The sequence below is a fragment of the Pseudarthrobacter sp. MOO13 genome (assembly GCF_058267655.1).
The window spans coordinates 327,705-339,526 of the sequence record NZ_CM177848.1 but is presented as its reverse complement, the minus strand read 5'-3'; the positions used below and the strand labels follow the sequence as shown (position 1 = coordinate 339,526).

General features: G+C 64.1%; 9 protein-coding genes. 5 read left to right on the top strand and 4 right to left on the bottom strand.

The features are described 5' to 3' along the window. Positions 1-148 precede the first annotated feature (148 nt). Together AC4EEO_RS01470 and AC4EEO_RS01465 are read left to right on the top strand one after the other, a co-directional pair. Complete coding sequence (locus AC4EEO_RS01470; protein WP_491339711.1) at positions 149-1,240, top strand: type I restriction endonuclease; 1,092 nt, start codon at positions 149-151, stop codon at positions 1,238-1,240. Between the two features lie 138 nt (positions 1,241-1,378). After that, on the top strand, positions 1,379-2,095 hold the full coding sequence (locus AC4EEO_RS01465) for a hypothetical protein (RefSeq protein ID WP_491330670.1): 717 nt from the start codon (positions 1,379-1,381) through the stop codon (positions 2,093-2,095). Positions 2,096-2,135: 40 nt separating this feature from the next. Here the strand turns inward: AC4EEO_RS01465 and AC4EEO_RS01460 are convergent, their stop codons facing one another. The 3 genes from AC4EEO_RS01460 to AC4EEO_RS01450 form a co-directional block, all read right to left on the bottom strand. Next, entirely contained in the window at positions 2,136-4,193 is a 2,058-nt protein-coding gene (locus tag AC4EEO_RS01460; RefSeq protein ID WP_491339710.1) for an ABC transporter ATP-binding protein, read from the bottom strand. Beyond that, entirely contained in the window at positions 4,190-5,938 is a 1,749-nt protein-coding gene (locus AC4EEO_RS01455) for an ABC transporter ATP-binding protein (protein WP_109045660.1), read from the bottom strand. Before AC4EEO_RS01455 ends, AC4EEO_RS01460 begins: the two co-directional genes overlap by 4 nt. A gap of 150 nt (positions 5,939-6,088) precedes the next feature. After that, a complete protein-coding gene (locus AC4EEO_RS01450) occupies positions 6,089-7,180 on the bottom strand; it encodes an SDR family oxidoreductase (protein ID WP_491339709.1) in 1,092 nt (363 codons plus the stop codon). A gap of 527 nt (positions 7,181-7,707) precedes the next feature. Here AC4EEO_RS01450 and katG point away from each other — a divergent pair. Further along, complete coding sequence (gene katG / locus AC4EEO_RS01445; RefSeq protein ID WP_491339708.1) at positions 7,708-10,002, top strand: catalase/peroxidase HPI; 2,295 nt, start codon at positions 7,708-7,710, stop codon at positions 10,000-10,002. A 73-nt stretch (positions 10,003-10,075) separates the two neighbouring features. Here the strand turns inward: katG and AC4EEO_RS01440 are convergent, their stop codons facing one another. After that, positions 10,076-10,468, bottom strand: coding sequence for a nuclear transport factor 2 family protein (locus AC4EEO_RS01440; RefSeq protein WP_491330675.1), 393 nt, complete (start codon positions 10,466-10,468; stop codon positions 10,076-10,078). 149 nt (positions 10,469-10,617) lie between these two features. On the opposite strand from AC4EEO_RS01440, the gene AC4EEO_RS01435 reads away from it, so the two are divergent. Continuing rightward, positions 10,618-11,157 (top strand): GNAT family N-acetyltransferase, encoded by a 540-nt coding sequence (locus AC4EEO_RS01435; RefSeq protein ID WP_491330676.1) that lies wholly within the window; start codon positions 10,618-10,620, stop codon positions 11,155-11,157. Further along, the gene (locus tag AC4EEO_RS01430; RefSeq protein ID WP_491330677.1) at positions 11,154-11,456 is read left to right on the top strand and encodes an antibiotic biosynthesis monooxygenase family protein; all 303 of its coding nucleotides are present in this window, start codon (positions 11,154-11,156) and stop codon (positions 11,454-11,456) included. The genes AC4EEO_RS01435 and AC4EEO_RS01430 overlap by 4 nt, the downstream gene beginning before the upstream one ends. Positions 11,457-11,822: the final 366 nt, after the last annotated feature.

Sequence of the window (11,822 nt, the reverse complement as noted above, 5' to 3'; positions counted from 1 at the left end):
CGATGGGGACTCCGTGCAACATGACGGCGGCTATTAGTCGGTTGCGTGTAAATGTCGCTCCTCGGATGTAAGTTTTGCTGCAGCAGCTTTGAACTGCTGTTGGGCACGCATTGGTGTCCAGCTACAGGGGACTTATTGGGGGTAAGACATGGAATTCGCGGAAAAACTCTCAGCTCTGGCGGCAAAGGTGCGTCAGCAGCGGAGCGTGATTCAAACAGAAGAGGCAACCAAGAACGCATTCGTGATGCCATTCATCTCGACAATTCTTGGTTACGACGTCTTCAATCCGCTGGAAGTCGTTCCCGAGTTCATTGCCGACGTGGGGCTCAAAAAGGGCGAGAAGATCGACTACGCCATCGTGAAGGACGGCGAAGTCCAGATTCTGATCGAATGCAAGAAGTCCACTGAGCCGGTGAAGATCGAGCACGCATCACAGCTCTTCCGCTACTTTGCGGTCACCAATGCTCGGATTGCCATCCTTACCAATGGCGAGGTCTACCAGTTCTTCACGGACCTCGACGCGCCGAACCGCATGGACGCCAAGCCCTTCCTTGTGCTGGATCTGAACGACATCGACCAGTCTTTGATCCCGGAACTGCAGAAGCTGTCCAAGGATGTTTTCGATCTCGACTCGATCATTAGCGCCGCGGGCGAACTGAAATACATCGGTGAACTGAAGCGCACCTTGGCTGCGCAGTTCAAGGAACCAGAAGATGAATGGGTCAAGTTCCTTACAGCCAGGGTCTATTCCGGGCCGTACACGCAGAAGGTGCGGGAGCAGTTCACCACGCTGGTTGGGAAAGCCACCAAGCAATTCCTCAATGACCAGGTGAACGAACGGCTGAAGAAGGCGCTCGGCAACCCTGGTTTCCCGCAAACCGAGGACGCCGCGGTAGCTACCGCCGTGACCAGTGCTCCAGTCGCAGAAGCGGACCTCGCCGAAGCTGACGGTTTGGAGACGACGCTTGAAGAAATTGAGGGCTACCAAATTGTGCGCGCCATCGTTTGCAGCGAAGTAAAGCCAGTTCGCGTGGCGCAGCGTGATGCCAAGTCCTACTTTGCTGTGCTACTCGACGACAACAACCGCAAACCCATTGCACGGCTGCACTTCAACCGAACCCAGAAGTACATCGGCATCTTTGACGAAAGCAAAGAAGAGACTCGTGTGCCCATCAACTCGCTCGAGGAGATTTACGAACACACTGAAGCTCTTCGGGCCACGGTGAAGAGCTACCTTTGACCGAAACCGTCTCCGATCTGGACGGCTCGACGACTGCCCAGCGACATTAGAGCAACGCCGACGCCTCGACAAATTTGTCCGCTAGCTGGTCAGAAAATTGAGGGGAACGGATCTCGAATACTCCGTAAAGGCGGAAACTTGACGATTCCCCACTTAGAAGGCGAAAAGTCCTTCGCGCTCATAGAAGAAATGACTTCTGCAAGAAATTTGCTGGCATATGGAACGCGTGCGGTTCGCACGGCAGCGCTCCTGGACACAACGCGGGATCCAGTCTTGACCATGCTTTCAATTGGGATCGAAAAGCTATACAAGCTCACGCTTGGCATTGCATCTCTGGACGCAGCGCAATCCTGGCCGACTAAAGCTCAGATGAAGGAATTTGGTCATAACCTTACCGACATGCACACATCTGTCATGACAGAGCTGTCGCAACGGACGGCCGCCAGCACAGATTACGTGCGCGGACTGTTAGCAGAGGTTGAGGCTGATGCCGTTGTCAGCCCGCTAATCGCCACCCTCAGCAGATATGGTCAGTCCGGGCGCTTTTACCATCTGGACCGACTTGGAGACACGCCTCAACCGTGGGAAAGTCCCAGCGCCCACTGGCAGCGGATAGAGGACGCCGTTCTCCGGGATCTGCATGTGGGCGCAGCCTACAGAGCTGCGACAGAGGATCCCACAAACAGCGCCTTATGGGACTATCTGCAAACGTCGATCAACCATCGCATTGCCGACACTGTTGAACGCCTCTGGAAGGCGATTGCAGTTTGCGGACGTAACCACGTTCTTGGCGAAACGGGGACAATTTTTGGTTTCGAGGTCCACCCAGACGCCGTGGGCCGCCAGTCACTTTAAACCTACCCGGCGGGGCGATGCGCGCTAGCGATGCTGAGCCTTATACCTCCGCCACGGGCGCCGCGAACTGGGCCTCGTACAGCCGCGCGTAAGCCCCGCCGGCGGCCAGCAGTGACGCGTGGTTCCCCTGCTCCACGATCTGCCCGGCCTCCATCACCAGGATGAGGTCGGCGTCGCGGATGGTGGACAGGCGGTGCGCGATCACGAAGGACGTACGGTCGGACCGCAGGGCACTCATGGCCTTCTGCACCAGCACCTCGGTCCGGGTATCCACCGAGGACGTCGCCTCATCCAGGATCAGCACCGACGGCCGGGCCAGGAACGCCCGGGCAATGGTCAACAGCTGCTTCTCGCCCGCGGACACGTTCGCGCCCTCGTCATCCAGCACGGTGTCGTACCCCTCGGGCAGCGACCTCACGAACCGGTCCACGTAAGTGGCCCGCGCCGCCTCCAGGATCTCGTCCGAGGAAGCGGTGGGCCGGCCGTACGCGATGTTGTCCCGGATGGTCCCGCCGAACAGCCACGTATCCTGCAAAACCATTCCCATCCGCGAGCGCAGATCGTCCCGGGTCATGGTGGTGATGTCCACTCCATCCAGCGTGATCCGCCCGGCGTCCAGCTCGTAGAAGCGCATCATCAGGTTCACCAGCGTGGTCTTGCCCGCCCCGGTCGGCCCCACAATCGCCACCGTCTGCCCCGGCTCCGCCACCAAGGACAATCCGGAAATCAGCGGCTTGTCCGGCGAGTAGGAGAAGGACACATCCTCGAACACCAGCCGCCCGCGACCGGCACCATCCGGACTCTGCAAAGAAGCACCAACGGGATCAGCAGACTGCTCGTCCGTGTCCAGCAGCTCGAACACCCGCTCGGCAGAGGCCACACCGGACTGCAGCAGGTTGGCCATGGACCCCAGCTGCGCCAGCGGCTGCGTGAACTGGCGCGAGTACTGGATGAAGGCCTGCACATCGCCCAGCTGCATGGCACCGGACGCCACCTGCAGGCCGCCCACCACCGCGATCCCCACGTACACCAGGTTCCCGATGAACGTCATGGCCGGCATGATCAGCCCGGAAATGAACTGGGCACCGAAGCTCGCCTCATACAGCTCCGCGTTCTTCTGCCGGAACCGCTCCCCCACCTCGCGCTGCCGGCCGAACACCTTCACCAGCGCATGCCCGGTGTAGGTCTCCTCGATTTGGCCGTTCAGCTCGCCCGTGTTCTTCCACTGCTGTACGAACAGCTTCTGCGAGCGCTTGGCAATCAGCGCTGTGATCCCCAACGTCAGAGGAATGGTCACCAGGGCGATCAGCGCCAGCGTGGGCGAGAGGATGAACATCATCACCAGTACGCCCACCACGGACAGCACGGAGGTCACCGCCTGGCTGATGGACTGCTGCAGGCTCTGCGAGATGTTGTCCACATCGTTGGTGACCCGGCTCAGCAGCTCACCGCGCTGGATCGAATCGAAATAACGCAGCGGCAGCCGGTTGATTTTCGCCTCGATCTTCTCGCGCAGCCCGAACACCGTCCGCTGCACCACGCCGTTGAGCACATACGCCTGCCCCCACATGAAGGCCGACGCCAGCACATACAGCACCAGCGCCCAGGTCAGCACGCTGCCCAGCGCCGCGAAATCGATCCCCGCACCCGGCGTCAGCGTCATGGCGCTGAGCATGTCCGCCTTCTGGTTCTCCCCCGCCGCCCGCAGCTGCGCAATCAGCTGCGCCTGCGTCACGCCCGGCGGCAGCTGCTTGGACACCACGCCGGAAAAGATCAGGTTGGTGCCCTCACCCAGCAGCCGCGGACCAATCACCTGCAGCACCACGCCGGCCACGGCCATGACCAGCACCAGCATCAGCCACAGCCGCTCCGGCCGCAGGGTGGCCAGCAGCCGCTTGGCCGAGGCGCTGAAGTTCATCGCCTTCTCCGCCGGCACGTTCATCCCGGCAAACGGTCCGCCACGTCCGGGTCCGCCGGCCGGGCGCGGAATGCGTACGACGGCGTCCTGGCCGCCTTTGCCGCCACCTGCGGTTCCAGCGGGCGTACCTCCGCCCGGGCCGGCTCCGGCAGGGCGGGTTCCTGCGCGGTGCGTGCTCATACCGTCTCCTCCGCTGCCAGCTGGGACGAGACAATCTCGCGGTACGTCTCCGACGTCTCCAGCAACTCGTGGTGCGTGCCGTGCGCAACGATCCTGCCGTCGTCGAGCACCAGGATCTGGTCCGCCTCCACGATGCTGGACACGCGCTGGGCGATGATCACCATGGTGGCCCCCGCGGTGTTGCGCTTAAGCGCCTGGCGCAGCCGGGCGTCCGTGCCGGTGTCCAGGGACGAGAACGAATCGTCAAAGATGTAAAGCTCGGGCCGTTTGACCAGGGCCCGGGCGATGGCCAGCCGCTGCCGCTGCCCGCCGGAGACGTTGGTGCCGCCCTGCGAGATGGCCGCGTCCAGGCCCTCCTCCATCTGCTCCACGAAGTCGCGCGCCTGGGCGATCTCCAGCGCGGTCCAGAGCTCGTCCTCTGTGGCGTCGGGGTTGCCGTACAGCAGGTTGCTGCGCACAGTCCCGGAGAACAGATACGGCCGCTGCGGCACCAGGCCGATGTGCCCCCAGAGCAGGTCCGGATCCAGGTCCCTGACGTTGACGCCGTCCATCAGGACCGCCCCGGAAGTAACGTCGAACAGCCGCGGCATCAGGTTCACCAGGGTGGTCTTGCCCGAGCCCGTGCTGCCAATAATTGCCGTGGTCTCCCCCGCGCGGGCGGTGAAGCTGATCCCGGACAGGACCGGCTGGTCGGCACCCGGGTAGGCGAACCCGACGTCGCGCATTTCCAGCTCGCCGCGCCGCGGCTTGCCGGCGAACGCCGCGCTGGTGACCGGGTTCTCCGGCGGCAGGACGCTGGAACTGGTGCCCAGCACCTCGCCAATCCGGTCTGCTGACACCGACGCACGCGGGATCATCACGGCCATAAAGGTGGCCATCATGACTGACATCAGGATCTGCATCAGGTAGCTCAGGAACGCGATCAAGGTGCCCACCTGCATGGACCCGTCCTCGATCCGGAACGAACCGAACCAGATCACCGCCACGCTGGAAATATTCAGGACCAGCATTACCACGGGGAACATCAGCGCCATCAGCCGGCCGGCACGCAACGCGACCTCCGTGACGTCCCTGTTGGCACCGGCAAACCGTTCCGTCTCCATGTCCTCGCGCACGAACGCCCGCACCACCCGGATACCGGTGAGCTGCTCGCGCAGCACCCGGTTCACGGTGTCGATCCGGGCCTGCATCTTGCGGAACAGCGGCACCATCCGCGTGACAATGAGCCCGACGGCGATCAGCAGCACCGGGACGCACACCGCAATGAGCCACGACAGTTGGGCATCCTGCCGGATGGCCATGATCACCCCGCCGATGCTGAGCATAGGCGCGGCAACCATCAGCGTGGCGGACATCAGCACTAGCTGCTGGACCTGCTGGACGTCGTTGGTGGAGCGGGTGATGAGGCTGGGAGCCCCGAACTTGGTGACTTCCTGCTCGGAGAACTCACCCACCCGTTCGAAGATGGCGCCGCGCAGGTCCCGGCCCAGGCCCATGGCCGCCTTGGCGCCAAAGTACACGGCGATGACGGCACACACGATCTGCGCGAGCGTGATCAGCAGCATGAAGCTGCCGGTGGACAGGATGTAGCCGGTATCGCCCCGGGCCACGCCTTGGTCAATGATGTCCGCGTTCAGCGTGGGCAGGTACAGGGATGCGATGGACTGCGCCAGCTGGAAAACCACGACGGCGGCCAGCAGCGGCCGGTGCGGCCGGAGGTATTCAACGAGTAGCTTCCAGAGCATGGGCGGCTCCAACCTGACGGTGTGTCCACAAACGTGGTGCGACAGTCAGTGTACGTCCGGAAACTGGGACTTGGCCGGGGGTTTCCGCCAGAACTTTCAGGGTTCACTGACGGCGTACGGCAGGCCGTTTTGTGAGGCCTTTCGTCCCCCTCAGGGAATCAGGTTGTCGGCGCGGTAACGGTCAAACAATGCCGTGAAGGAATCCAGCGTCCGACGGTATCCCGTGAAGCCGGCGTCCCTGCTCTTGCCCATATCCGTGACCACTTCGATGCCGCGCCCCAGGTCGCCGTCCGTGTGCCACCAGGACGCCACCCGGTCCAGTTCCGGTTCGCTGAGGTTGTGGTCGGCGGCAATTTTCCGCCATTGGTCCGCCCGCCCCGCCATGGACTGCTCAAGCGGACGGGGTGCGTCCTGGTAGCCCTCCCACTCCACGCCAAAGTAGGCCGCGAGTTTCGGCCACATCCAGCGCCAGCGGAACACATCGCCGTTCACGATGTTGAAGGCCTCGTTGGCCGCCGCCGGCGTGGTGGAAGCCCACAGCATGTGCTCGGCAAGCAGCCCTGAGTCCGTCATGTCGGTCAGGCCGTTCCACTGCGTCTCGGAGCCCGGGAAGACGAACGGCTCCCCGCTGTCCCGGCACAGGGTGGCCTGCGCCGCCAGGGTGAGGCCCATGTTCATGGCGTTGCCCACCGCGTGCCCGATCACCGTATGCGCGCGGTGCACGGACCAGGTGAATCCCTGCCGGGCCGCTGCCGCCCAGAGCTCATCCTCCTGGGCGTAGTAGAAGTTCCGGACCGGAAGGCGCGGTTCCTCCTCGTGGAAGGGCGTGTCCGGCATTTCCCCTGCGGCGTACGCCTCGAACGGTCCAAGGTAGTGCTTGAGCCCGGTCATCAGGGCGACGTGGGCCACGTCCTTTCCCCGGAGGGCGGCGAGGAGGTCACGCACCATGCCTGCGTTGACGGCGATGTTCTCTTCCTCGGTGGCCCGCCGCGACCACGCGGTGAAGTAGACGTGGGAAGGATTCTCCGGACCAAGCACAGCGGCCAGCGACGAAGCCGAGGTCAAGTCTGCGGAGAGCCACCGGACGCCGGGGCGCTCGGCTCCGGGCCTGCGGGACAAGGCAAGGACTGCCCAGCCTTCGCCCACCAAGGTGTCCACCAGGGCGGACCCTGCGATGCCGGTGGCACCCACCACCAGGGCGGTCCGTCCGTTGCCTGCCGTTGTTCCTGATCCGATGGTCATGGTGCTCCTTCTCTAGGTGCCGGGAGTCTCCGCGCGCCGACGCGGCCTTCCGCTGCGGCGGAAGGCCCGCGCGCTGCATCGCGCCCGGAGGTTGGGCCGGCGTGCTTGTGCCGACGACGGCCCTCTTGCGACAAGCCGCAGCCTCCGACAGATATTCCGTCCCTAGCCGGCAGCCGTTCCAGGCGCATCGGGCCAGACCCGTTCGGCGAGCGCGATGACCGGCGCCAGGGCCGGGTTGTCCGAGTCCCCGGGCCAGGCAGAGGTGCAGGGCTTGGAAGGTGCCCGTCGTGTCAGGCTCGATCGCCCACGCAAGCCGGTGGAGCGCACTCGCCAGCCGGCCACGCAGGACGGACCAACGGCTCCGAAATGCGGGCTTACGCCGGTTGACCAACTGTTACGGATACTCCGGGACGGGGCCATGGGCCATCAAATTGGGGGCCTCCCCCGTGCCTCTATGTTCCAATGGGAGGGTTGCACCGGCTGCCCGAGTCCAACCGCGGCCTCGGCCCAACGGAAGGAAGAAGCACATGACCGAACGCCCAGACCATCCCCCGGTACCCGCTCCCGAAAGCGCGCAAAGCCCGAAGCAGAACGCCGGGGACGGGTGCCCGGTGGCCCATGGAAGCGCCACAGCCCAGGGCAGCGAGAGTGAAAACCCGGCAATCGATACACCCCAGCCCAAGGGAACCCGGCCGCGGACCAACCAGGACTGGTGGCCCAACCAGCTGGACCTTTCCGTCCTCCACACCCACGGGCAGTCCAGCAACCCCCTGGGACCATCGTTCAGCTACCGCAAGGAATTCGAGAAGCTCGACGTCGAGGCCCTCAAGCGGGACATCACGGAGGTCCTGACCACCTCCCAGGATTGGTGGCCGGCGGACTTCGGCCATTACGGCGGCCTGATGATCCGGATGAGCTGGCACGCCGCCGGCACCTACCGCGTCCACGACGGCCGCGGCGGAGCAGGCGACGGCGGCCAGCGGTTCGCGCCGCTGAACAGCTGGCCGGACAACGCCAACCTGGACAAGGCCCGGCGGTTGCTGTGGCCGGTCAAGCAGAAGTACGGCCAGAAGGTGTCCTGGGCGGACCTGCTGGTTCTGGCAGGGAACGTTGCCCTCGAGTCCATGGGTTTCACGACGTTCGGCTTCGCCTTCGGCCGGGAGGACGTGTGGGAACCCGAGCAGATCTTCTGGGGGCCCGAGGACGCCTGGCTGGGCGATGAGCGGTACACCGGTGACGCGACGATGGCCGAGGACGTGGGCTCCACCGAGATGGGATTGATCTACGTCAACCCCGAAGGTCCCAGGGGCAACCCGGACCCCGTGGCCGCCGCAGCGTTCATCCGCGAAACATTCAAGCGGATGGCGATGAACGATGAGGAGACGTTCGCGCTGATCGCCGGGGGCCACACGTTCGGAAAGACGCACGGCGCCGGTCCCGCCGACGCCCATGTGGGCCCCGAGCCGGAAGCCGCCGACCTGGAGTCACAGGGCCTGGGCTGGCTCAGCACCTACGGCAGCGGCAAGGGTGGCGACGCCATCACCTCAGGACTGGAGGTCACCTGGACGGACCAGCCCACGCAGTGGAGCAACCGCTTCCTCGAGATCCTGTTCGAATACGAATGGGAGCTGGTCAAGAGCCCGGGCGGCGCCCACCAGTGGGTTGCCAAGGACGCGCCGGAGATCATCCCGGATGCCCACGATCCGCACAAGAAGCACCGCCCCACCATGCTCACCACGGACCTGTCGCTTCGTTTCGACCCCGCCTACGAGCAGATCGGCCGGCGCTTCCTGGCGAACCCGGACGAGTTCGCCCTGGCGTTCGCCAAGGCCTGGTACAAGCTGCTGCACCGCGACATGGGACCGGTGGGTCCGCACATGCTCGGGCCGTGGGTTCCAGAGGCGCAGCTGTGGCAGGATCCTGTTCCCGCCGTCGACCATGAACTGGTCACCGAACAGGACATCGCCCAGCTCAAGGCCAAGCTCCTGGATTCAGGCCTGACCATTCCGCAGCTGGCCGGGACGGCATGGTCCTCAGCCGCGACGTTCCGGAAGACCGATAAGCGCGGCGGCGCCAACGGCGCCCGCATCAGGCTGGAACCGCAGCGCAGTTGGGAAGCCGGCGCGCCGGAGCAGCTGGCCACCGTCCTGCCCGTGCTGGAGCGCGTCCAGGAGGAGTTCAACGCGGCACAAACCGGCGGCAAGAAGGTATCGCTCGCCGACCTGATCGTCCTCGGCGGGGCCGCCGCCGTGGAAAAAGCAGCCGCCGACGCCGGGTTCCCCGTCACGGTGCCGTTCCGGCCCGGCCGCACCGACGCCGCCCAGGAGCAAACCGACGTCGAATCCTTCCAATACCTGCAGCCCAGGGCAGACGGCTTCCGCAACTACCTGCGTGCCGGCGTCAAGCTCCAGCCGGAGACGCTCCTGCTGGACAAGGCGTACATGCTGGACCTCTCCGCGCCGGAGATGACGGTCCTGGTGGGCGGCATGCGTGCCTTGGGGACCAACGTGGGCGGCTCCAGCCACGGCGTGCTGACCGACAGGCCTCAGGTTCTCACCAATGACTTCTTCGTCAACCTGCTCTCGCCCGGCACCAAGTGGAAGGCCTCTGAATCGGAGGAAAATGCCTACGAGATCACGGATGCCGCAACCGGTGAGCTGAAATGGACCGCCACCGCGGTGGACCTGGTTTTCGGTTCCAACTCGCAATTGCGCGCCCTGGCCGAGGTTTATGCGAGCGAGGACGCCGGGGAGAAGTTCGTCAATGATTTCGTTGCCGCCTGGGCGAAGGTCATGGAGCTGGACCGCTTCGACCTGAACTGATTGGCCCGTGTTCCGGGCCGGCCGCCTGTGCGGCCGGCCCGGAACGATGGCAGTTTCCCTGGCTGCTTCGGATTCAGGACCAGAACTCCGAGGCGGTGGCGGTGTCCTCCTGGAACTCGCTGACCTCGGTGTCTTTCCCGTCCTTCAAGGTGAAGACCAGGACGCCGTCCTGCTTCATCGATTTCCCGTTTCGTTGCGCTTCAGCGGTCTGCAGGCCAATGGTGTGGTGTTCACCGGCGATCACGTCCCGCAACTGAACTTTGACCGTTCCGCCGGACCGGGAAAACAGTTCGCCGAAATAGCCCATGACTTCCTGCTGGCCATGCTTGTCACCTGCAAGGCCGCCATTGCCGCCAACCCGGTAGACGGCATCAGGGGCGAACAGCCCCTTGAGGGTTTCCACGTCGCCCGTATTGAAGGCTTCGTAACCGCGCCGCACTACTGCCGCGTCTTCTTCAATTCCCATCTCGAACCCTTTCCGTCATCTTTCTCGGGGGTCCCAGCGATCGATTTTAAGTTCGGCCGTGTTCCGTTGTCCATGGCGAATGCAGGCGTGCCCGGCCCGTTGCTCCGGGCCCACCGCGCCCGCCCTTGGGGCTCGGCTACGATCGTTGAATGGCCCATCTCACCAGCCCCGACGCAACCCTGCACGCCTCGTGGATGGAGGCCGCCACGGAATTCGACGGAGCCCGCATGGATGGCGCCGGCCTTGACGGCTGGGCGCTGGAGGACTTCAAGGACCCCACCGTTTTTGCGCAGCTGGTCGGCACCCTCATCAACGACGCCAAACCGGAAACAGTGCGTAGACCCGGGTACGTCCCGTGCACCTACCTGTGGATCGTGGAGGGCACCACCGTCCTCGGCTCGCTGGCCATCCGGCACCACCTCAACGAGTTCCTCCTCAACGAGGGCGGCCACATTGGCTACAGCGTCCGGCCGTCGGCAAGGCGCCGCGGGCACGCTGCGAAGGCGTTGGCAGATGCGCTCCCGGTGGCCCGAACGCTCGGAATCGAACGGGTTCTCCTGACCTGCGACGAGGACAACGCCGGGTCACGGGCAACGATCGAAAAGAACGGCGGCCGCTATGAGGACTCCCGTAACGGCAAACGGCGGTACTGGATCGGCGTCGGGAAAACTGCAGGGCCTGCCAGGTGATTACCGAACACGCCCTGCTCCCGGTGCTGCCGGGCCGGGAAACGGATTTCGAGGCGGCCTTCAACCAGGCCCGGGCGATCATCGCTTCAATGCCGGGTTTCCGAGCGTTGTCGCTTTCCAGATCGGTGGAGTCGCCGGGCACCTACCTGCTCCTCGTCGAGTGGGAGACCCTGGAGGACCATACCATCGGCTTCCGCGGATCCCCCGAGTACCAGCAGTGGCGCCAGCTGCTGCACCACTTCTACGAGCCGTTTCCGGTGGTGGAACACTTCGAGGCGGTGTCCTCCGCAGGACACTGAGTTAAGCAATATTGGGACAGCCCCCGCGCGAGTCTCGCTCCAGCGCGGGGGCTTCCAGTACTTCCTGCCGGGGAACTGGCCTGGAAGCACTTAAGAATTACCGGCCGGCGGGCGGCACCAACCCGTGTCCCGGACTTCTTTGGCCAATCTTGATCCAACCTTGAGCGCGGACAGGCAGGCCCCGACCGCACCATTGGGTATCAAAAGCGCACAGCAAACTCACAAAATATCTTGACTTGGAACGTGGAACATTGTTACAAATCTTGTAACGCACCTCCCACACCTTCAGGCTTCCCTGCCAAGGCGTGGGATTCGGCAACTTTTGAATCGATACAAAATGGATCAAGTCCGCCCGTCATCAAAGGA

What these genes read in the sequence shown, in the direction of transcription:
- AC4EEO_RS01470 (WP_491339711.1), top strand. Translation starts at nt 149, where the DNA reads ATGGAATTCGCGGAAAAACTCTCAGCTCTGGCGGCAAAGGTGCGTCAG.
- AC4EEO_RS01460 (WP_491339710.1), bottom strand. Translation starts at nt 4,193, where the DNA reads ATGAGCACGCACCGCGCAGGAACCCGCCCTGCCGGAGCCGGCCCGGGC.
- AC4EEO_RS01455 (WP_109045660.1), bottom strand. Translation starts at nt 5,938, where the DNA reads ATGCTCTGGAAGCTACTCGTTGAATACCTCCGGCCGCACCGGCCGCTG.
- AC4EEO_RS01450 (WP_491339709.1), bottom strand. Translation starts at nt 7,180, where the DNA reads ATGACCATCGGATCAGGAACAACGGCAGGCAACGGACGGACCGCCCTG.
- katG (WP_491339708.1), top strand. Translation starts at nt 7,708, where the DNA reads ATGACCGAACGCCCAGACCATCCCCCGGTACCCGCTCCCGAAAGCGCG.
- AC4EEO_RS01440 (WP_491330675.1), bottom strand. Translation starts at nt 10,468, where the DNA reads ATGGGAATTGAAGAAGACGCGGCAGTAGTGCGGCGCGGTTACGAAGCC.
- AC4EEO_RS01435 (WP_491330676.1), top strand. Translation starts at nt 10,618, where the DNA reads ATGGCCCATCTCACCAGCCCCGACGCAACCCTGCACGCCTCGTGGATG.